The organism is Rhizobium sp. ZX09 (genome assembly GCF_017357485.1).
In the GTDB taxonomy this organism is placed as follows: domain Bacteria; phylum Pseudomonadota; class Alphaproteobacteria; order Rhizobiales; family Rhizobiaceae; genus Agrobacterium; species Agrobacterium pusense.
Map to the genome: position 1 here is coordinate 1,673,233 of NZ_CP031363.1, position 20,631 is coordinate 1,693,863.

At 58.3% G+C, this 20,631-nt stretch carries 17 protein-coding genes and 3 tRNA genes; 5 read left to right on the top strand and 15 right to left on the bottom strand.

Annotation, left to right across the window (positions count from 1 at the left end):
* Positions 1-2: 2 nt before the first annotated feature.
* From rpoC to tuf, 11 genes are all read right to left on the bottom strand, one after another.
* Entirely contained in the window at positions 3-4,211 is a 4,209-nt protein-coding gene (rpoC, locus tag BTN45_RS08420) for a DNA-directed RNA polymerase subunit beta' (RefSeq protein ID WP_004442633.1), read from the bottom strand.
* A gap of 180 nt (positions 4,212-4,391) precedes the next feature.
* Positions 4,392-8,528 carry a DNA-directed RNA polymerase subunit beta gene (gene rpoB, locus BTN45_RS08425; RefSeq protein WP_022556539.1) on the bottom strand — a complete coding sequence of 1,379 codons (4,137 nt, stop codon included), beginning with the start codon at positions 8,526-8,528 and terminating at the stop codon, positions 4,392-4,394.
* Between the two features lie 263 nt (positions 8,529-8,791).
* Positions 8,792-9,169: a 50S ribosomal protein L7/L12 gene (rplL, locus tag BTN45_RS08430; RefSeq protein ID WP_004442635.1), complete on the bottom strand. Its 378-nt coding sequence runs from the start codon at positions 9,167-9,169 to the stop codon at positions 8,792-8,794.
* 59 nt (positions 9,170-9,228) lie between these two features.
* Positions 9,229-9,747, bottom strand: coding sequence for a 50S ribosomal protein L10 (gene rplJ, locus BTN45_RS08435; protein WP_004442637.1), 519 nt, complete (start codon positions 9,745-9,747; stop codon positions 9,229-9,231).
* A 355-nt stretch (positions 9,748-10,102) separates the two neighbouring features.
* Positions 10,103-10,798, bottom strand: coding sequence for a 50S ribosomal protein L1 (rplA, locus tag BTN45_RS08440; RefSeq protein ID WP_003507704.1), 696 nt, complete (start codon positions 10,796-10,798; stop codon positions 10,103-10,105).
* Between the two features lie 2 nt (positions 10,799-10,800).
* On the bottom strand, positions 10,801-11,232 hold the full coding sequence (gene rplK / locus BTN45_RS08445; RefSeq protein WP_004442641.1) for a 50S ribosomal protein L11: 432 nt from the start codon (positions 11,230-11,232) through the stop codon (positions 10,801-10,803).
* 144 nt (positions 11,233-11,376) lie between these two features.
* The gene (gene nusG / locus BTN45_RS08450; protein ID WP_003523721.1) at positions 11,377-11,907 is read right to left on the bottom strand and encodes a transcription termination/antitermination protein NusG; all 531 of its coding nucleotides are present in this window, start codon (positions 11,905-11,907) and stop codon (positions 11,377-11,379) included.
* A gap of 21 nt (positions 11,908-11,928) precedes the next feature.
* Positions 11,929-12,129, bottom strand: coding sequence for a preprotein translocase subunit SecE (secE, locus tag BTN45_RS08455; protein ID WP_004442643.1), 201 nt, complete (start codon positions 12,127-12,129; stop codon positions 11,929-11,931).
* A gap of 183 nt (positions 12,130-12,312) precedes the next feature.
* A tRNA-Trp gene (locus BTN45_RS08460) sits at positions 12,313-12,388 on the bottom strand.
* 125 nt (positions 12,389-12,513) lie between these two features.
* Positions 12,514-13,407, bottom strand: a complete 894-nt coding sequence (locus tag BTN45_RS08465; protein WP_112557247.1) for an NAD(P)-dependent oxidoreductase — start codon at positions 13,405-13,407, stop codon at positions 12,514-12,516.
* A gap of 141 nt (positions 13,408-13,548) precedes the next feature.
* Positions 13,549-14,724 (bottom strand): elongation factor Tu, encoded by a 1,176-nt coding sequence (gene tuf, locus BTN45_RS08470; protein ID WP_004442617.1) that lies wholly within the window; start codon positions 14,722-14,724, stop codon positions 13,549-13,551.
* Between the two features lie 401 nt (positions 14,725-15,125).
* On the opposite strand from tuf, the gene BTN45_RS08475 reads away from it, so the two are divergent.
* Entirely contained in the window at positions 15,126-15,758 is a 633-nt protein-coding gene (locus BTN45_RS08475; RefSeq protein ID WP_004442646.1) for a TerC family protein, read from the top strand.
* Positions 15,759-16,173: 415 nt separating this feature from the next.
* Here BTN45_RS08475 and BTN45_RS08480 read toward each other — a convergent pair whose 3' ends face one another.
* Both BTN45_RS08480 and BTN45_RS08485 read right to left on the bottom strand, forming a co-directional pair.
* Positions 16,174-16,581, bottom strand: coding sequence for an MliC family protein (locus BTN45_RS08480; protein ID WP_207587189.1), 408 nt, complete (start codon positions 16,579-16,581; stop codon positions 16,174-16,176).
* Between the two features lie 499 nt (positions 16,582-17,080).
* The gene (locus BTN45_RS08485; protein ID WP_077987469.1) at positions 17,081-17,530 is read right to left on the bottom strand and encodes a hypothetical protein; all 450 of its coding nucleotides are present in this window, start codon (positions 17,528-17,530) and stop codon (positions 17,081-17,083) included.
* Between the two features lie 264 nt (positions 17,531-17,794).
* On the opposite strand from BTN45_RS08485, the gene BTN45_RS08490 reads away from it, so the two are divergent.
* On the top strand, positions 17,795-18,115 hold the full coding sequence (locus tag BTN45_RS08490) for a BA14K family protein (RefSeq protein ID WP_004442654.1): 321 nt from the start codon (positions 17,795-17,797) through the stop codon (positions 18,113-18,115).
* A gap of 135 nt (positions 18,116-18,250) precedes the next feature.
* On the opposite strand, the gene BTN45_RS08495 is transcribed toward BTN45_RS08490, so the two are convergent.
* Positions 18,251-18,324 (bottom strand) — tRNA-Gly (locus BTN45_RS08495).
* A 25-nt stretch (positions 18,325-18,349) separates the two neighbouring features.
* Positions 18,350-18,434, bottom strand: a tRNA-Tyr gene (locus BTN45_RS08500).
* Positions 18,435-18,643: 209 nt separating this feature from the next.
* Between BTN45_RS08500 and BTN45_RS08505 the strand changes: the two genes are divergently transcribed.
* From BTN45_RS08505 to BTN45_RS08515, 3 genes are all read left to right on the top strand, one after another.
* Positions 18,644-19,531 carry an RNA methyltransferase gene (locus tag BTN45_RS08505; protein ID WP_207587196.1) on the top strand — a complete coding sequence of 296 codons (888 nt, stop codon included), beginning with the start codon at positions 18,644-18,646 and terminating at the stop codon, positions 19,529-19,531.
* Between the two features lie 76 nt (positions 19,532-19,607).
* Positions 19,608-20,000, top strand: a complete 393-nt coding sequence (locus BTN45_RS08510) for an acyl-CoA thioesterase (RefSeq protein ID WP_004442658.1) — start codon at positions 19,608-19,610, stop codon at positions 19,998-20,000.
* A gap of 5 nt (positions 20,001-20,005) precedes the next feature.
* On the top strand, positions 20,006-20,599 hold the full coding sequence (locus BTN45_RS08515; protein WP_022556543.1) for a hypothetical protein: 594 nt from the start codon (positions 20,006-20,008) through the stop codon (positions 20,597-20,599).
* The last annotated feature ends 32 nt before the right edge of the window (positions 20,600-20,631 follow it).

The window sequence follows — 20,631 nt, forward strand, 5'->3', positions numbered from 1 at the left end:
CCTTACTCGGCAGCCGGAGCCTGGTCCGTCATGTCCTGCAGCATCTGGTTTGCAGAACCTGCACCGGTACCCTTGCGGCGTTCCTCGAGAATGAGGTCGTCGCGCGAGGTGGCGATGCGGCGGATCTGCGTCATGGTGCCGCCGGTACCGGCCGGGATGAGACGGCCGACAATGACGTTTTCCTTGAGGCCCTGCAGCGTGTCCGTCTTGCCGGCAATCGCAGCTTCCGTGAGAACCTTGGTGGTCTCCTGGAAGGATGCGGCCGAGATGAAGGACGGCGTCTGCAGCGAAGCCTTGGTGATGCCGAGCAGAACCGGCTCGCCATAGGCAGGCTTCTTGCCTTCTTCGATCAGGCGGTCATTGTTGTCATCGAGTTCGATGCGATCAACGTTGTCACCCACGATGTACTGGCTATCGCCAGCATCGGTGATTTCAACCTTCTGCAGCATCTGGCGAACGATCACCTCGATGTGCTTGTCGTTGATCACAACGCCCTGCAGACGGTAGACTTCCTGGATTTCGTTCACGAGGTAGGAAGCCAGAGCTTCCACGCCCTTGATCGCCAGAATGTCGTGCGGCGCCGGGTTACCGTCGAGGATGTATTCACCCTTTTCGATATAGTCGCCTTCCTGAAGGTGGAAGGGCTTGCCCTTCGGGATCAGGTATTCGACCGGCTCGACGCCGTCTTCCGCAGGCTCGATCATCACGCGGCGCTTGTTCTTGTAGTCGCGGCCGAGGCGGATCGTACCATCGATCTCTGCGATGATGGCGTGATCCTTCGGACGACGGGCTTCGAACAGTTCCGCAACGCGCGGCAGACCACCGGTGATGTCCTTCGTCTTGGCGCTTTCCAGCGGCGAACGTGCAAGCACGTCACCCTGGGAGACCTTCGCACCCGGCTCGACCGACAGGATGGCGTCGACCGAGAGCTGGAAGCGGGCTTCGCCACCACGGGCAAGCTTCGCAACAGCGCCGGACGCGTCCTTGATGACGATCGCAGGCTTGAGATCCGAACCGCGCGGCGTCGAGCGCCAGTCAATGACCTGACGCTTGGTGATGCCGGTGGATTCGTCGGTTGCTTCCAGAACGGATAGACCGTCGACGAGGTCTTCGAAGTGAACGGTACCTTCCACTTCCGTCATCATCGGACGGGTGTAGGGGTCCCACTCTGCAAGACGCTGGCCACGCTTTACCTTGTCGCCATCATCAACGAAGATCTTCGAACCGTAAGCCACACGCTGTGTGGAACGTTCCGCGCCGCGCTCATCAAGGATCGTAACGGACATGTTACGGCCCATGGCGATGAGAACGCCTTCGGAGTTCCGCAGGATGTTGCGGTTCTTGATCTGGATCGTGCCTTCATAAGACGCTTCGAGGAACGACTGGTCGACCACGTTTGCCGTGCCACCAAGGTGGAACGTACGCATGGTGAGCTGCGTGCCAGGTTCACCGATCGACTGAGCGGCGATAACGCCAACGGCTTCGCCCATGTTGACAGGCGTACCGCGTGCAAGGTCACGACCGTAGCAGACGCCGCAGACACCAACCTGCACTTCGCAGGTGAGCGCCGAGCGGATGCGAACGGACTGGATGCCAGCCTTCTCGATGGCAGCCACGTCGGCTTCGTCGATCAGCGTGCCAGCCTTGACGATGTTCTCGCCGGTGACCGGGTTGTCGATGTCATCGAGAGCCGTACGACCGAGGATACGCGCGCCGAGCGAAGCAACCACCTGACCGGCATCAACGATGGCAGTCATGGTGAGGCCCTTGTCGGTGCCGCAATCCCTGGAGTTGACGATGCAATCCTGCGCGACGTCGACGAGACGACGGGTCAGGTAACCCGAGTTCGCGGTCTTCAGGGCGGTGTCTGCGAGACCCTTACGGGCACCGTGGGTCGAGTTGAAGTACTCGTTAACGGTCAGGCCTTCCTTGAAGTTCGAGATGATCGGCGTCTCGATGATTTCACCCGATGGCTTCGCCATCAGGCCGCGCATGCCGCCCAGCTGACGCATCTGGTTCGGAGAACCACGAGCACCCGAGTGAGACATCATGTAGATGGAGTTCATCGGCTTCTGGCGGCCCGTTTCCGGGTCGAACTCGACAGCCTTGATGCGTGCCATCATCTCTTCGGCGACCTTTTCGGTTGCCTTGCCCCAGGCGTCGACAACCTTGTTGTACTTTTCGCCCTGGGTGATGAGACCATCATTATACTGCTGTTCGTATTCCTTCACGAGAGCTTCGGTGTCGCCAACGATCTTCACCTTGCTGTCAGGAATGACCATGTCGTCCTTGCCGAACGAAATGCCGGCGCGGCAGGCATGGGCAAAGCCGAGCTGCATGATGCGGTCACAGAAGATGACCGTGTCTTTCTGGCCGCAATGACGGTAGACCGTGTCGATCATCTTGGAGATGTTCTTCTTGGTCATTTCCTGGTTGCAGACGTCGAAAGGCACGTTGACGTTCTTCGGCAGAAGTTCGCCAATCAGCATACGGCCGGGGGTCGTCTCATGGATCTTCGAAACCGGCTTGCCATCGGCATCCACGGTCTTGAAGCGACCACGGATCTTGGCATGCAGCGTCACGACCTTGTTTTCAAGTGCGTGATGCAGTTCACCGATGTCGGAGAAGGCCATGCCTTCGCCCGGCTCGTTCTGGTTCATGATCGACAGGTAATACAGGCCGAGAACCATGTCCTGCGAAGGAACGATGATCGGGTGGCCGTTTGCCGGATGCAGGATGTTGTTGGTCGACATCATCAGCACGCGCGCTTCCAGCTGGGCTTCCAGCGAAAGCGGAACGTGAACAGCCATCTGGTCACCGTCGAAGTCGGCGTTGAAGGCCGTGCAGACGAGCGGGTGCAGCTGGATGGCCTTGCCTTCGACCAGCATGGGTTCGAAAGCCTGGATACCCAGACGGTGCAGCGTCGGTGCGCGGTTCAAGAGAACCGGATGCTCGCGGATGACCTCGTCGAGGATATCCCAAACCTCAGGCTTTTCCTTTTCAACCAGCTTCTTGGCCTGCTTGACGGTCGAGGAGTAACCCTTGGCGTCGAGGCGGGCATAGATGAACGGCTTGAACAGTTCGAGCGCCATCTTCTTCGGCAGGCCGCACTGGTGCAGCTTCAGTTCCGGACCGGTCACGATGACCGAACGGCCGGAATAGTCGACGCGCTTGCCGAGAAGGTTCTGGCGGAAACGGCCCTGCTTGCCCTTGAGCATGTCGGAGAGCGACTTCAGCGGGCGCTTGTTGGCACCCGTGATGACGCGACCGCGACGGCCGTTGTCGAACAGCGCATCGACGGATTCCTGCAACATACGCTTTTCGTTGCGGATGATGATGCCAGGCGCACGAAGCTCGATCAGGCGCTTCAGACGGTTGTTACGGTTGATGACGCGGCGATAGAGATCGTTAAGGTCGGACGTCGCAAAACGGCCGCCATCCAGCGGAACCAGCGGACGCAGGTCCGGCGGAATGACCGGAACGACCTTCATGATCATCCATTCAGGACGGTTGCCCGATTCCATGAAGTTCTCGACGATCTTCAGGCGCTTCATCAGCTTCTTCTGCTTGAGATCCGACGTGGTCTCAGCAAGTTCGGCACGCAGGTCGCCGGCGATCTTTTCGAGGTTCATCGAAGCCAGCATCTCATAGATGGCTTCAGCGCCGATCATGGCGGTGAACTGGTCTTCGCCGAACTCGTCGACGGCGATCATGTACTCTTCTTCAGACAGAAGCTGGTTCTGCTTGAGCGAGGTGAGACCGGGTTCCGTGACAATGTAGTTCTCGAAATAGAGAACGCGCTCAACATCCTTCAGCGTCATGTCGAGCAGGGTCGAGATACGCGAAGGAAGCGACTTCAGGAACCAGATGTGGGCAACCGGCGCTGCGAGCTCGATATGGCCCATGCGCTCACGGCGAACGCGCGACAGCGTCACTTCGACGCCGCACTTTTCGCAGATGATGCCCTTGTACTTCATGCGCTTGTACTTGCCGCACAGGCACTCGTAGTCCTTGATCGGTCCGAAGATGCGAGCGCAGAAAAGACCGTCACGCTCAGGCTTGAACGTACGGTAGTTGATGGTTTCCGGCTTCTTGATCTCGCCGTAGGACCACGACAGGATTTTTTCCGGCGAAGCGATCGAAATCCGGATGGAATCGAAATGCTGCGCAGGCACCTGAGGATTGAAAAGATTCATGACCTCTTGGTTCATGCCTTGTCTCCTTGAGAGGCTAGCTGCTGCCCCTGTTTGCATCTGGACCGGCTTCTTCCCGGGTCGCCGTCCAGAGCTTTAAATACGGATTAACCGCATAATGCGGCGAAAGTATCCCGAACCGCAAAGACCGCTCGGGAAACCGGCAGGCGCCCTCTCAGGCGCCCGCCTCTGTCGTGTTTATTCCGCCGCGTCAGGCAGCTGGTCTTCGGGCTGGTTCTCGATCTTCGAGTTTTCCAGCTCGACGGACAGGCCGAGCGACCGCATTTCCTTGACGAGAACGTTGAAGCTCTCGGGGATACCGGCTTCGAAGGTGTCGTCGCCACGGACGATCGCTTCGTAAACCTTGGTGCGGCCAGCCACGTCGTCCGACTTGACGGTCAGCATTTCCTGCAGCGTGTAAGCCGCGCCGTATGCTTCCAGAGCCCAGACTTCCATTTCCCCGAAGCGCTGACCGCCGAACTGCGCCTTGCCGCCCAGCGGCTGCTGGGTAACGAGCGAGTAAGGACCGATCGAACGAGCGTGGATCTTGTCGTCGACAAGGTGGTTCAGCTTGATCATGTACATGTAGCCGACGGTGACCTTGCGGTCGAACGGCTCACCGGTACGGCCGTCGTAAAGAACGGACTGACCGGATTCATGCAGACCTGCCTTCTTCAGCATCGCGGCAACGTCAGGCTCGTGCGCACCGTCGAAAACCGGAGTCGCGATGGAAACACCGCGCTTGGCTTCTTCGGCGAGCTTGACGAGCGAGTCGTCGTCAAAACGCTGAACCTCGTCATTGGCTTCAGACGCATAGATTTCCGTCAGCTCGCTGCGAAGCTCGCTGATGTCCATCGTCTTGCGATACTCTTCGAGCATCTCGCCGATCTTCTTGCCCATGCCTGCGCATGCCCATGCGAGGTGGGTTTCGAGGATCTGGCCGACGTTCATGCGCGACGGCACGCCGAGCGGGTTCAAGCAGATGTCGACATGCGTGCCGTCTTCGAGGAACGGCATGTCCTCGACGGGAACGATACGCGAAACGACGCCCTTGTTACCGTGACGGCCGGCCATCTTGTCGCCCGGCTGGATCTTGCGCTTAACGGCAACGAAGACCTTGACCATCTTCATGACGCCCGGAGGCATTTCATCGCCGCGCTGGACCTTTTCGACCTTGTCCATGAAGCGCTGCTCAAGGCGCGACTTGGATTCGTCGTACTGGCCGCGAAGTGCTTCGATCTCAGCCTGGGCCTTTTCGTCCTCGACGGCGAACATCCACCACTGCGAGCGGGGATATTCGGAGACGACGGCGTTGGAGAGCTCGACGCCCTTCTTGAAGCCCTTCGGACCGGCAATCGAAACCTGGCCACGCAGCATGTCGATCAGACGGCCGTAGACGTTACGGTCGAGGATCGCCTGCTCGTCGTCACGGTCCTTCGCCAGACGCTCGATCTCTTCGCGCTCGATAGCCATCGCGCGCTCGTCCTTCTCCACACCGTGACGGTTGAAGACGCGGACTTCCACGACCGTACCGAACGTGCCCGGAGGCATGCGCATGGAGGTGTCGCGAACGTCGGAAGCCTTTTCACCGAAGATGGCGCGCAGAAGCTTTTCTTCCGGCGTCATCGGGCTTTCGCCCTTCGGCGTGATCTTGCCAACGAGGATGTCACCTGGCTGAACTTCCGCACCGATGTAGACGATACCGGCTTCGTCGAGGTTCTTCAGCGCTTCTTCCGAAACGTTCGGAATATCGCGCGTGATTTCTTCCGGACCAAGCTTCGTGTCACGCGCCATCACTTCGAACTCTTCGATGTGGATGGAGGTGAACACGTCGTCGGAAACGATACGCTCCGACATCAGGATCGAGTCTTCGTAGTTGTAGCCGTTCCAGGGCATGAACGCGACGAGCGCGTTACGGCCGAGAGCCAGGTCACCGAGGTCGGTCGACGGACCATCCGCGATGATGTCACCCTTTGAGATGATATCGCCGACGGACACCAGCGGACGCTGGTTGACGCAGGTGTTCTGGTTCGAACGCTGGAACTTCTGCAGACGGTAGATGTCAACGCCGGACTTGCCTGCATCGAGATCTTCCGTAGCGCGGATAACGATACGCGTCGCGTCGACCTGGTCGACGACACCGCCGCGGCGAGCCGCGATGGCAGCGCCGGAGTCACGCGCAACGATCGGTTCCATGCCGGTGCCCACGAAAGGCGCCTCTGCGCGCAGAAGCGGAACGGCCTGACGCTGCATGTTCGAGCCCATGAGAGCGCGGTTGGCGTCGTCGTTTTCCAGGAACGGAATGAGAGCCGCTGCGACCGAAACGAGCTGCTTCGGCGAAACGTCCATCAGGTTGATGTTGTCACGCGGTGCGAGCATAACTTCGCCCGAGTGACGGCAGACGACGAACTCTTCCGAGAAAGAACCGTCTTCATTGAGCGGCGCGTTGGCCTGCGCGACGTAATACTTCGCCTCTTCCATGGCGGAGAGGTAGATAACGTCGTTCGTGACCTTGCCGTCGGTGATCTTGCGGTACGGGCTCTCGATGAAGCCGTACTTGTTGACACGGGCGAAGGTTGCAAGCGAGTTGATCAGACCGATGTTCGGGCCTTCCGGCGTCTCGATCGGGCAAATACGGCCGTAGTGGGTCGGGTGAACGTCGCGGACCTCGAAGCCGGCGCGCTCGCGGGTCAGACCACCCGGTCCAAGAGCCGAAAGACGACGCTTGTGGGTGATTTCCGAAAGCGGGTTCACCTGGTCCATGAACTGCGACAGCTGCGAGGAACCGAAGAATTCGCGAACGGCAGCAGCTGCCGGCTTCGCATTGATCAGGTCCTGCGGCATCACGGTATCGATTTCGATCGAGGACATACGTTCCTTGATCGCACGTTCCATGCGCAGAAGGCCCAGACGATACTGGTTTTCCATCAACTCGCCGACAGAACGCACACGGCGGTTGCCGAGGTTGTCGATGTCGTCGATTTCGCCCTTGCCGTCGCGCAGTTCGACCAGCATCTTGACGACGGCGAGGATGTCTTCCTTGCGCAGCGTGCGCACGGTGTCTTCCGCGTCGAGGTCGAGGCGCATGTTCATCTTCACGCGACCAACGGCCGAAAGATCGTAACGCTCTGCATCGAAGAACAGCGAGTTGAACATCGCTTCCGCCGAATCCATGGTCGGCGGCTCACCCGGACGCATGACGCGGTAGATGTCGAACAGGGCTTCCTGGCGGTTCTCGTTCTTGTCGGCAGACAGCGTGTTGCGGATATAGGCGCCAACATTGACGTGGTCGATGTTGAGAACCGGAATCTCGTCAAAACCGGACTGCAGGATCAGACCGAGGGTCTTCTCGTCGATTTCGTCGCCGGCCTCGAGATAGATTTCACCCGTCTCGTAGTTGACGATGTCTTCGGCCAGATAGTTGCCGTAAAGGTCTTCGTCGGTCGCCTTCAGCGCCTTGAGGCCCTTTTCGGAGAGCTGGCGGATAAGGCGCGGCGTGAGCTTCTTGCCGGCCTCGACGACCACTTCGCCGGTATCGGCGTCGATCATGTCGGTGACGACCTTGGCGTTCTTCAGCGCTTCGGGCTGGAACGGAATACGCCAGCCGTCGCCGTCGCGCTCATAGGAAGCCTTGGTGTAGAAGGTCGACAGAATGTCTTCGCCGTCCATGCCAAGCGCCATCAGCAGCGAGGTCACGGGGATCTTGCGGCGACGGTCGATACGCGCATAGACGATATCCTTGGCGTCGAACTCGATGTCGAGCCAGGAACCGCGATACGGAATGACACGGGCAGCGAAGAGCAGCTTGCCGGAAGAATGGCTCTTGCCCTTGTCGTGATCGAAGAACACGCCCGGCGAACGGTGCATCTGCGAAACGATGACGCGCTCGGTGCCGTTGACGATGAACGTGCCGTTATTGGTCATGAGCGGCATGTCGCCCATGTAGACGGACTGTTCCTTGATGTCCTTGATGGACTTCGCGCCCGTATCTTCATCGATATCGAACACGATGAGGCGCAGCGTCACCTTGAGCGGCGCTGCATAAGTCAGATCGCGCTGACGGCATTCCTCGACGTCGAACTTCGGCGCTTCGAATTCGTAGGATACGAATTCGAGCATGGAGGCGCCGGAAAAATCGGTGATCGGGAATACGGATTTGAAAACGGCATTCAATCCCTCGTCGGGACGGCCACCCTTGGGCTCGTCAACCATGAGAAACTGGTCGTACGAAGCCTTCTGAACCTCAATGAGGTTCGGCATTTCCGCTACTTCTGGAATTTTGCCGAAAAACTTGCGTACGCGCCTGCGACCGTTAAACGAAAGGGTCTGAGCCATCGTCGCTCCTTTAAAAATTGCATCCGGGCCTGCAACGGACGGGAACCGATGGCCAGTCGATCCCGTCAATCAATGGGTATCCTCAATCTCGTTCCACATCCCGGATCGATCAGGCCGGATTGCCTTGATGAGCCGGTTCGGAACCATTCTCTTGAAGAACCCATTACCCAAAAGCCATTTTCACGCGGCTTTTGGGTAATGAGTTTTAAAAACGATGACGACGGGAAGGGGCATTAAGCCCCTTCCCGCCAGCAATCGCAAGATTACTTAACGTCAACCTTGGCGCCTGCGTCTTCAAGCTTCTTCTTGAGATCAGCAGCTTCAGCCTTGGAAACGGCTTCCTTGACCGGCTTCGGAGCGCCTTCAACGAGGTCCTTGGCTTCCTTGAGGCCGAGGCCGGTGATGCCGCGAACTTCCTTGATGACGTTGATCTTGTTGGCGCCAGCGTCAACCAGGATAACGTCGAACTCGGTCTTTTCTTCTTCCGGAGCAGCAGCAGCAGCAGCGCCGCCAGCAGCAGCAACGGCTACCGGAGCAGCAGCGGAAACGCCCCACTTTTCTTCGAGAAGCTTGGACAGTTCTGCAGCTTCCAGAACGGTCAGCGAGGAGAGGTCTTCTACGATCTTTGCGAGATCAGCCATTTTGATAGTTCCTTTTGTTCAGTTCGAACCAGTTTGAATATTTACAGCGAAAAACCGCCTTAAGCGGCTTCGTCCTTCTTGGCGTAAGCCGAGAACACCCGAGCCAGCTGGCTTGCAGGTGCGGCGACAACCGTAGCGACGCGAGTTGCCGGGGCATTGAGAAGGCCCAGCAGCTTTGCGCGCAGCTCGTCCAGCGAAGGCAGGGTCGCGAGCGACTTGACTGCTTCGGCGTTGAGCGTGGTTGCGCCCATGGCGCCGCCCAAAACAACGACCTTGTCGTTGGTCTTGGCGAAATCCATGACGACTTTCGGAGCGATCATCGGGTCAGTGCTGTACGCAATCAGCGTCTGTCCCTTGAAGAGATTGGTCATCCCTTCCGACTCCGTACCCTGAAGAGCGATCTTGGCCAGGCGGTTCTTCGCGACCTTGACGGTGCCTCCGGCAGCGCGCATCTTCGAACGGAAGTCGTTCATCTGCGCAACGGTGACACCAGCATAGTGGGCCACGACAACCGAACCGGAAGCCTTGAAGACTTCGTTCAGCTCCGTGACGAATTCGCGTTTTTCCGCTCTTTCCACTGTCTGTCTCCAGTAGACGGGGCCACATGATTGTGAACCCGTCGGGTTTGCCTTTGCCCCAAGGGACCTTTTTACAAAGATCCCGAGCGACACTCGAGGATCCTGTCCCCCGCTCTGTCGCCGCAAACGGCTTCAGGCACAGGCACACCAGGTTCGAACCGGACAGTCAGGCATCGACAGATGCCTCAAATCCAGCCTCACCCGTCTCATGCAGGCTAAATGATTAAGGCCCGGCCCCGAAGGACATGGCCACCCGCAATCTCGGACAGGAGTTCCGGGTTTCCCCGGAAATCTCCGGCTCCTGGGAGCCGGAAATTCTTTTATTCACACTTCACTCGGGAAGCGCGAGAATTGATTAAGCCGTAACCGACGAAGGGTCGATCTTGACGCCCGGACCCATGGTCGAGGAGATGGCGACGCGCTTGACATAGTTGCCCTTGGCGCCAGCCGGCTTTGCCTTGATGACCGCATCGGCGAAAGCCTTGATGTTTTCCTCAAGAGCCTTGGCGTCGAACGAAGCCTTGCCAACGCCAGCGTGTACGATACCGGCCTTTTCGACGCGGAATTCGACAGCGCCGCCCTTGGATGCCTTGACAGCACCGGCAACGTCCATGGTCACGGTTCCGACCTTCGGGTTCGGCATCATGCCACGCGGGCCGAGTACCTTGCCGAGACGGCCGACGAGCGGCATCATGTCCGGGGTCGCGATGCAGCGATCGAAGTCGATCTTGCCGCCCTGAACGATTTCAACCAGTTCTTCCGCACCAACAACGTCAGCGCCGGCAGCCGTGGCTTCATCAGCCTTGGCGCCACGGGCGAAGACGGCGACGCGAACGTCACGGCCGGTGCCGTTCGGCAGGTTGACAACGCCACGAACCATCTGGTCCGCATGGCGCGGGTCAACGCCGAGGTTCATCGAAACTTCAACGGTTTCGTCGAACTTGGCGACTGCACGTTCCTTGACCATCGAAATGGCGTCGGTGAGAACGTAGAGCTTGTTCGGATCCACGCCTTCGCGGATCTTCTGAATGCGCTTTGCTACCTTGGCCATGATCAACCTACCACTTCCAGGCCCATGGCGCGGGCAGAGCCCTCAACCATTGCCATTGCGCCTTCGATGTCGGCTGCGTTCAGATCCTTCATCTTGGCTTCAGCGATCGACTTGACCTGAGCCTTGGTGATGGAACCGACCTTGGCGCCCTTGCCAGGCGTCTTGGAACCGGAGGTGATCTTTGCTTCCTTCTTCAGCCAGTACGTCATCGGCGGCTGCTTCATGACGAAGGTGAAGGACTTGTCCTGGTAATAGGTGATGACGACCGGGATCGGCATACCCTTTTCCATTTCCTGCGTGGCGGCATTGAACGCCTTGCAGAATTCCATGATGTTAATGCCACGCTGACCAAGTGCCGGACCGATCGGCGGGGACGGATTGGCCGACCCAGCCTTTACCTGCAACTTGAGCTGGCCTGCAACTTTCTTAGCCATATCTCTCTGCCTTTCAATTCAAACCGGTTGCCCGGCTTCTCTTAAGCCGGATTTCTCCGGCGGCTGCGGTTGCGTGGTGCGGCGCCCTGCCCCGGCTTAAAGAGCCAGTTAGCCTTCCACGCGCTTGGGGCATCGCCCCGCCAATCAGACCTTCTCGACCTGATTGTATTCCAGCTCGACCGGCGTTGCGCGGCCGAAAATCGAAACTTCCACCTTCAGGCGCGAACGCTCTTCGTCCACGTCCTGAACCACGCCGTTGAACGACGCGAAAGGACCGTCGGAGACGCGAACCTGCTCGCCGATCTCGAACGAAACCGAAGACTTCGGACGCTCGACACCTTCCTGAACCTGACCAAGGATACGCTCGGCTTCGTAATCCGGAATCGGAACAGGCTTGCTGTCCGAACCGAGGAAACCGGTGACCTTCGGCGTGTTCTTGATGAGGTGATAAGCCTCATCCGTCAGGTTGGCGCGCACCAGCACGTAACCCGGAAAGAACTTGCGCTCGCTATCGACCTTGCGGCCGCGGCGCACCTCGACCACCTTTTCGGTCGGCACGAGGATTTTCTCGAAAAGATGGTCCAGACCCTTCTGACGGGCCTTTTCCTCGATCGACTCGGCGACCTTCTTTTCGAAATTCGAATATGCGTGAACGATATACCAGCGCGCTGCCATCTTTACTCTCCGTTCAATCCGTTACCGGCCGACGTTCAGCACAAGGCTGAGAATCCAGCCAATGAGCTGGTCAGCAGCAAAAAAGAACAGAGCCGCGAAAATGACCATCACCAGCACCATAGCCGTCGAAATCATGGTCTCGCGGCGCGACGGCCAAGTGATCTTTGACGCTTCGGCGCGAACCTGCTGCAGAAACGTAAACGGATTGGTTTTGGATGCCATTGACTGCCCACGCAATTACGGCGCGTAAAGCCGAACTAATCAGCCCCACGCACCGCGTGTCTGTTTTGACCCTACATAAACACCGATTCCACTTTTAACAAGAGGAAATCGACATTCGGCGAAATTCGCCGGTAAACCGGCCCCATCTGCCATGCAGCGAAAACCGCGCTTGCGAATGGAAAGTGGCAGGGGCAGAGGGGCTCGAACCCCCGACCTGCGGTTTTGGAGACCGCCGCTCTACCAACTGAGCTATACCCCTTAGTCACCTGAACCGGCCGCGAAATCGCTTGGCCAATTCGGTATGCGCTCCTTTAAGGTGCAGGGAAAAGAATGGCAAGTGTGTTTTTTGTTTTTTCCACTCTGCCCCCGAAAATCATGCACCCGTCAGGTTTTGACGTATTTCCGCCAGTCATGCTCTTCCTTGAAACCAAGGATCTCGCGAATCTTGCGGTTGGAGATCAATCCCTCATGCTCTCCGATCTCTCGGCGGAATTGCACCTGAGGGAAATATGTCCGGGCAAGCTCGCGCGTGGGGACCGTTGCCGTAGCTGTATCATTAACGGCATTGAAGACCTGATAACCGAGGCCATCCTTTTCGATGCAAAGATGGCAGATCTGGCCGAGATCACGTGCGTCGATGTAGCCCCAGGCGTTGCGTTTGCGTGTTTCCGGATGGGCAAAGAAATCGGGAAACTTCTCATACTCATGGGGTTCGATGACATTGCCGATTCGCAGCGCGTAAATGTCGTATCCGCTTCGCTCGGCAAAGGCCCGCGCGGTTCTTTCATTCACCACCTTCGACAGTCCGTAGGAATCCATCGGATCGACATCGTAGTCCTCTTCAAGCGGGAAGTGGTGAAAATCCTTCTCGCCCTCGGCGAAACAGACCCCGTATGTGGTCTCGCTCGATGCTATCACTACCTTTCGGATGCCAAGCTTTATCGCGGCCTCGATGACATTATAGGTTCCCATGGTGTTGATACGGAACGTCTCGTTGTCCGGCTTGATCAAAATGCGTGGAACCGCAGCAAAATGGATCACCGCATCAAAGGGCAGAACACCCTTCCCGCTTTCGAGCTCCGCGAAGTTCCGATGCATGGAAAGGGCATTAAAAACCTGCCCGCTGTCCGTGATATCGACGATGAGATTGGTCACGCCCGGCCTGTCGAGCGGAACGAGATCGATGTTGTGGACCTCATATCCCTTGCCGATGAGCCACGGGATCACATGCCGTCCGGCCTTGCCGGAACCACCGGTAAACAGAATGCGCTTCTTCATGATACTCCTCATCATCTCCCCAGCAAAAAGTAGCAGCCGGGACCGAGGAACGAAAGCTCCCATCCCCCAGGCGCGAGACACAAAACAAAAAACCCCGCTGTCTCCAGCGGGGTTTTCGTCAAGCCTTTTCAGGCCTTAAGATTACTCGACGATCGAGGCAACGATGCCGGCGCCGACGGTACGGCCGCCTTCGCGGATAGCGAAGCGCAGCTTTTCTTCCATCGCGATCGGAACGATCAGCTCGACGTCAACCGTGACGTTGTCGCCAGGCATAACCATTTCCGTGCCTTCCGGAAGCGTAACGATGCCCGTAACGTCCGTCGTGCGGAAGTAGAACTGCGGACGATAGTTCGTGAAGAACGGCGTATGACGGCCGCCTTCTTCCTTCGTCAGGATGTAGGCTTCTGCCTTGAACTTCTTGTGCGGCTTTACCGAACCCGGCTTGCACAGGATCTGACCACGCTCGACGCCGTCACGGTTAACACCGCGAACAAGTGCACCGATGTTGTCGCCAGCCTGGCCCTGGTCGAGCAGCTTGCGGAACATTTCAACGCCGGTAACAGTCGTCTTCGAGGTCGGACGGATGCCGACGATTTCGACTTCTTCACCAACCTTGACGATACCGCGCTCAACGCGACCCGTCACAACCGTACCACGGCCCGAGATCGAGAACACGTCTTCGATCGGCATCAGGAACGGCTGGTCGATCGGACGCTCAGGCGTCGGGATGTAGGCGTCAACCGCAGCCATCAGCTCGCGGATCGCGTCTTCACCGATCTTCTTGTCGGAATCTTCAAGAGCAGCAAGCGCCGAACCCTTGATGATCGGAATATCGTCGCCCGGGAAGTCGTAGGACGACAGAAGTTCGCGAACTTCAAGCTCGACGAGCTCGAGAAGCTCGGCGTCGTCAACCTGGTCGACCTTGTTGAGGAACACGACGATGGCCGGAACGCCAACCTGACGGGCAAGCAGGATGTGCTCGCGCGTCTGCGGCATCGGGCCGTCAGCGGCGGAGCAAACCAGGATCGCGCCGTCCATCTGGGCAGCACCGGTGATCATGTTCTTCACGTAGTCGGCGTGGCCGGGGCAGTCAACGTGAGCGTAGTGACGGTTGGCCGTCTCGTACTCAACGTGTGCCGTCGAGATCGTGATACCACGAGCCTTCTCTTCAGGAGCCGCGTCGATCTGGTCATACGCCTTGAACTCGCCGAAGAACTTCGTGATTGCTGCCGTCAGCGACGTCTTGCCATGGTCAACGTGACCGATCGTGCCAATGTTGACGTGCGGCTTCGTCCGCTCAAACTTGCTCTTTGCCATGTGAATTGCTTCCTGTGAACGTGAAGTAGTTTCCCCGGCGAACCGGTTTGGTGTCGCCGTTTAAGGCTTTGTAAGCGAATGCGCAAGACTTAATTGTGAAAGCGCCTTCGCGCGCGCTCTAAGCGTGCCTTGTGGGGCGTATATGGTGTATGTTTTGCGACATTCAAACCCGCGCCGCGGCATCACACAGAGATACAGACGAGCCGCCTTTTCAGTCACAGCCGATCACTAATTAAGATATTTCCATCACAACTTCTTTACCTGGGGCGGCTCGATGGCTTAAGGACACTTCATCGCCGGGGGGAGACGGGCGAGCGGAAACGGGCGCTGCCGCGCTACCATGCATGTCTCGACCGCCGCTTTTCCCCGCGCCGCCTCTCTATCCGTTTCAGGACCAGCCAATGGAAATCTTCACAGCCGCCGGTTTCACGGCATTCTTACAGGTCATTGCGATCGATCTCGTTCTGGCAGGCGACAACGCCATCGTCATCGGCCTTGCCGCCGCCGGTCTTCCCGCGCATCTCCGCCGCAAGGCGATCCTTGTCGGCATCATCGCCGCCACGGTTCTCCGCATCGGGTTTGCCGCCGTCACCGTACAGCTTCTTGCCATCGTCGGCCTGCAACTCTTTGGCGGCCTGCTGCTCGCCTGGGTATGCTGGAAGATGTGGAGCGAACTGCGCGAAGCTTCGGGATCCATCGAGGACGAGGTGACGGATGAAGAGGCCGACCTGACCAAGGGCCACAAGACGTTCTTCCAGGCAGCAACCCAGATCGTCATCGCCGACGTCTCCATGTCGCTGGACAATGTGCTCGCCGTCGCCGGCGCCGCGCAGGAACATGTGACTGTTCTGGTCATCGGGCTCATCGTCTCGATCGCGCTGATGGGACTTGCTGCCAACTTCGTCGCCAAGCTTTTGCACCGCTACCGCTGGATTTCCTATCTCGGCCTGATGGTCATCATCTACGTGGCGCTCAACATGCTGTATCACGGCACGCTCGAAGTCCTGCCCTACATTCAGGCCTATCTCGGCTGAGCCACCTGCGGCACCACACTTTCAAAAGGCCCGGAAGCCCCGCTTTCCGGGCCTTTTGCATGACGGGGGCCAGCTCACCGACCACCCGGCCTTTGCGTTGGTGGAGCGAGCGGGAATCAGCTGTCGCCTTCGCTGCAACATCCGGAGAAGATTGGGAAATCGTGATTTGTCGCCGGTGGATTCTGGCAATTGAGGTCAGCCACGGGCAAGCCTAGGGAGCTACTTATAAGTCATAATAATAAAAAGAAAGGTAAAGCTCCCAATGGCTTATGACTGGAGCGGCGGACGTACCCGTCGTCTTCGCCGAATGAAGCTTGGCGTCGTCGCCAGTTCTCTCATTCTGCTGGCGCTTCTGGCGTCGCTTGTTCTTGGCTGAGCATGCAGCCTGACACTGACCGGCGGCATGGCACGGTTTTCAAAACCGCCCTGCCGCCGCTCCATGAATATCATGGCGATCAGTTTTTTTCTCTTCCACGCAGTGAACCGGCTGTTTCATGTCCGGATCCGCCATCACATCGTAGAGATCGGCTTCGTCTCCCTTGGACCACCAGACACGAGCGCCGCCCTGGTATTTTGCTCCGGAGCCTGAAACGACATTGGCGGCGACGATAACGCCGTCCTTCAAACCCAGCCGAACAAGACTGATGTCGCCGGCATTGTAATAAACCGCCTCCACCGTCTCGGCGCCGCACCGATAGACGGCATCGGTTTTTTCAACCGTTGTATCCCCAGGAAGCGGAATCACCAGATCCTCGGCAAGCGCGCTGGAGGCAGCCGGCAGGGACAGAGCGGCAAGATAGAGTGCTGCAACGGATTTCTTCATGATGGGCCTTCCTGGTTTGACCCCGTCATAAGGTCACGCCAGCAAAGCCAAATTGCGGCAGCTCCAGGAACCGCCGCCATATCCCCGATTCATTGCCGCTGGACGCGTGCATCATTGCAATCCACCCCAAGCGCGGGCTGGCTATCGAAACAGCCAGTAAACAATGCCGAGAATCACAGCCCACATCGCCAAGGATATGGCCAGAACTACGAGATAATTTCGAAACCGTCTGGTCATCCGCCCCCATCGCCGGACGGCCGTTGCTCGACAACCGTAACCGTTGAATTGCTGGATGCGGATAAACCGCAGGGATCAGCCTGTCTACCAAGAGGCTGAATCACAGGCTATTCGGATATTTTACCCGCCCGAAATGGGGTCGATGGACGGAGCAGGACGCACAAATCCGCCAGCGCGCGGGTCTTCGCCACCAGCGCTACACGCTTCATGCGATATCGGCTTGGGAGAGGGCGGCGGAAACCGACCGCCGCCCCTACCCGCCTCAGCTCTTCAGCGCCGTGTTGCACAGGCTCCAGTAGCCGCCGCCCTTCTGGATCCATTTCAGGTCACCGAGCGTACCGTCATTCTTGTTCTTGTGATAGGAGTCGACACAGGTTTTCAGGCGGGCCTTTGCCGGCGTCTCGCTTGAATATTTCTTGTCAACAGCGCTCGGGAAAGCGACGCCCTTCGGAGCCTTGATCGTCGCTTTCTCGGGTTCCTTCTCGGTTGTGGCCGCGACCTGCTTGTCGTCGGCCGCATCTTCAGCCGCCGCCTCGCTGCCGCAGAACTTGGCGCGATAATCGTTCCACTTGACGTCTTTGGCGGACCCGTCAGCTTTCGCCGCCTGATATTTTACGCTGCACTCCTTCATGGTGAGTGCGGCAGCGGGGGAGACAAACGCCGCCGATGCCAGCAGCGCAAAGGATGAGAGAATGACAACCCTGTTCAACATTGAAGACTCCCGTTTGCATGATTGCCGGTCGACTATCTGACCGGATTTTCCGCTTGTCAACGAGCAGTGCGGCATGGATACAAAGTCCGGTTGAGCGAGCATAAATCCATCCTGCCGCGCCTCGGATTCCCCCATGAGGCCCGATCCGAACCCACGCCCTCCGATCAAGCCGAAGAATCACGTCTTCGTGTGGCGTCAAGCCTCCATCGGAACGAAATTCCTAAATTTTCGTTAGCATCCCGAACGAATAATGAGGATTTATCGATGTTGAGGATGCCGAAGACCATCTCCGCGCTCGCTCTTGGCGTCGCATTATCTGCCGCTTTTGTTATGCCCGCTGAGGCGTTGAGCCTCATACAGCCAGCCTATGAAACGCAGGCACAAAATTCGGGCCAGCGCGGTTATCCCGCATCCGCCTTTGCCGCGGGAACCGGGGAAGAAGCCACGCCAGACGGATACGCCCTGTCGCAGGCCGAAATAAATCACGTAAAATGGTGTGCGGCGCGTTACGCCTCCTATCACCCTACTGATAACAGCTACCTGGCGCCCGCAGGCACAAGAAGCCAGTGCCGTTCGCCTTATTGAGCGCGACTGGGGGAGCGGCATTCATGGCGTATAGGATAAACTAGAGCCCACCACCGCATCGGCTGAATGCTCACGGCACAACCCGGAGACGCGAAACACGTCGCGCAGCGATAAGGTGATTTACTGAGAGGAAGCTGGAGCGGGTAGCGGGAATCGAACCCGCGTATTCAGCTTGGAAGGCTGCTGCTCTACCATTGAGCTATACCCGCGGTGGCGATTTCGATCCGTGCAGAATGGTGGAGGGAGTTGGATTTGAACCAACGTAGGCGTAGCCAACGGATTTACAGTCCGTCCCCTTTAACCACTCGGGCATCCCTCCAGTTATCTGCGAGGATCAAGCGACCAAGCTCTTCAGATTTCGCTGCGGCGAAGCGCCGTTGCGTCGTCTGTGGCGCGTATATGACGGCCTCGTTCGTTTCTGTCAACACGCCCTTTCACGAATTTTCGGGAAAAAATTCAATCCCCTTTGCAGCCCTGTGGATTATCACGGGGGCTGGTGCGCGGCACGCGCGGGAGATATAAGGCGCCATGAGCAAAGACGATCCCAACAACAAATCCACCCGCGACACACATTACGCCAACCTGCGTCGTGCCGTGCGCGACGCGAAGCGCGAGCGCGGTGAAATTCCGACCCCGCAGCAGCCGAAGCGCCGGAACCGCGGCGCAGACGACTGGAAGCCGCCGCAACTTGCGCCCGACCAGGTGCACCTTTACGGCCTGCATACCGTACGCGCAGCCCTTGCCAATCCGGAGCGGCAGATCGTCAAGCTTTCGGTTACCCAGAATGCCTTTGCACGTCTCGATATCGGCGAGGCGGAGGCGCAGCCCTTCCCGGTCGAAGTAGTATCCCCGCAGGATATCGACAGGGTTTTGGGGCCTGAGGCGATCCATCAGGGCGTGATGCTGGAGACCCGGCCGCTGCCGGTCAAGCGGCTGGGCGCGCTGAAGGATAGACCACTCATTCTCGTGCTCGATCAGGTCACCGATCCGCATAATGTTGGCGCCATCATGCGCTCGGCAGTCGCCTTCAATGCGGGCGCCGTCATCACCACGATGCGCCATAGCCCGACCGAGTCGGGTGTGCTGGCGAAATCCGCCTCAGGCGCGCTGGAACTCATCCCCTATATTCAGATCACCAATCTCGCCGATGCGCTGGGTGAACTGCACAAGCTCGGCTTCTTCTCGGTCGGCCTCGATTCGGAGGGCCCCGCCCCGATTGAACGGACCTTCAGCGGCGAAAAAATCGCACTGGTGCTGGGCGCCGAAGGCAAGGGCCTGCGCCAGAAGACCCGCGAGACCGTCTCGGCGCTCGCCCGTCTCGATATGCCGGGAGCGATCAAATCGCTCAACGTGTCGAACGCGGCGGCCATCGCCCTTTACGCAACACAGCAATTTCTGGGCAAAGCGTCGTCCTGACGCTTGCCATTCCTTGCGAAATCACAAAGCGCATCGCATGCTGCGCCTTTGTCATTCGCACGGAGCACATCTCAACATGACCGACCAGACCATCAAACCGACCGGCGAGCTGACGCTCAGAACGCTCGCCATGCCGGCCGACGCCAATCCGGCCGGCGATATTTTCGGGGGCTGGGTCATGTCACAGATGGACTTGGCGAGCGGCATTCGTGCGGCGGAACGCTCTCGCTGTCGCGTTGTCACGGCGGCAGTCAAGGAAATGGCCTTTGAACTGCCGGTGAAGATCGGCGACACGCTGTCCATCTATACCGATATTGCCCGCGTCGGCCGCACCTCCATCACGCTGACGGTAGAGGCCTGGGCGCAGCGGTCGCGTTACGACAAGCTGGAAAAGGTAACCGCCGGCACCTTCATCATGGTGGCGATGGACGAAAACGGGCAACCGACGCCCATTCCTCCGGCGGAGTAGGAGCGATGGAGGCCGCCGTCAACGCCGCAGAAGCCTATTCGCACATCCGCGCGGTCATGGGCATGGTGGTCGGCCTCAGCCTCGCCCGATTGCTGACCGGCCTTGCAGGTTTCGTGCAGCATCCCAAAAAAGAACGGATTTATCCCCTGCACATCGGCTGGGTGGCGTTCCTGTTTCTGATGCTGGTGCATTTCTGGTGGTGGGAGCACCGGCTTTCTGCCACAGGCCATGTATTGGGCTTCGGCGCGTTCCTTTTCCTGATCCTGTTCTGCTCGCTGTTTTATTTCCTGTGCGTTCTGCTCTTTCCCACGGAGATGAAGGAGTACAAGGGATATGAGGATTATTTCCTTTCCCGCAAAAGCTGGTTCTTCGCCTTTCTGGCAGCCCTTTTCGTCACCGATGTCGGGGATACTTTGCTGAAAGGCCAGCACTATCTCGCCTCACTTGGTCCGGAATACCTTATACGCACCGCCATCTACGTCATTTTGTTCACGCTGGCGATCTTCATCGAGAACCGCCGTTTCCATCGGTTTCTCGTCATCTTTGCGCTGATTTACCAGATCGCCTGGATTTTCCGTACTTACGATCTTCTGGCCTGAAGTTTACCCGTTCCGGCAAGCGGGCACGATCC

Coding starts and splice junctions, on each gene's coding strand:
- tuf (WP_004442617.1), bottom strand. CDS start 14,724: ATGGCAAAGAGCAAGTTTGAGCGGACGAAGCCGCACGTCAACATTGGC.
- rpoC (WP_004442633.1), bottom strand. CDS start 4,211: ATGAACCAAGAGGTCATGAATCTTTTCAATCCTCAGGTGCCTGCGCAG.
- rplK (WP_004442641.1), bottom strand. CDS start 11,232: ATGGCTAAGAAAGTTGCAGGCCAGCTCAAGTTGCAGGTAAAGGCTGGG.
- rplL (WP_004442635.1), bottom strand. CDS start 9,169: ATGGCTGATCTCGCAAAGATCGTAGAAGACCTCTCCTCGCTGACCGTT.
- rpoB (WP_022556539.1), bottom strand. CDS start 8,528: ATGGCTCAGACCCTTTCGTTTAACGGTCGCAGGCGCGTACGCAAGTTT.
- BTN45_RS08465 (WP_112557247.1), bottom strand. CDS start 13,407: ATGAAGAAGCGCATTCTGTTTACCGGTGGTTCCGGCAAGGCCGGACGG.
- BTN45_RS08480 (WP_207587189.1), bottom strand. CDS start 16,581: ATGAAGAAATCCGTTGCAGCACTCTATCTTGCCGCTCTGTCCCTGCCG.
- BTN45_RS08490 (WP_004442654.1), top strand. CDS start 17,795: ATGTTGAGGATGCCGAAGACCATCTCCGCGCTCGCTCTTGGCGTCGCA.
- BTN45_RS08510 (WP_004442658.1), top strand. CDS start 19,608: ATGACCGACCAGACCATCAAACCGACCGGCGAGCTGACGCTCAGAACG.
- BTN45_RS08505 (WP_207587196.1), top strand. CDS start 18,644: ATGAGCAAAGACGATCCCAACAACAAATCCACCCGCGACACACATTAC.
- rplA (WP_003507704.1), bottom strand. CDS start 10,798: ATGGCCAAGGTAGCAAAGCGCATTCAGAAGATCCGCGAAGGCGTGGAT.
- BTN45_RS08485 (WP_077987469.1), bottom strand. CDS start 17,530: ATGTTGAACAGGGTTGTCATTCTCTCATCCTTTGCGCTGCTGGCATCG.
- secE (WP_004442643.1), bottom strand. CDS start 12,129: ATGGCATCCAAAACCAATCCGTTTACGTTTCTGCAGCAGGTTCGCGCC.
- BTN45_RS08475 (WP_004442646.1), top strand. CDS start 15,126: ATGGAAATCTTCACAGCCGCCGGTTTCACGGCATTCTTACAGGTCATT.
- nusG (WP_003523721.1), bottom strand. CDS start 11,907: ATGGCAGCGCGCTGGTATATCGTTCACGCATATTCGAATTTCGAAAAG.
- BTN45_RS08515 (WP_022556543.1), top strand. CDS start 20,006: ATGGAGGCCGCCGTCAACGCCGCAGAAGCCTATTCGCACATCCGCGCG.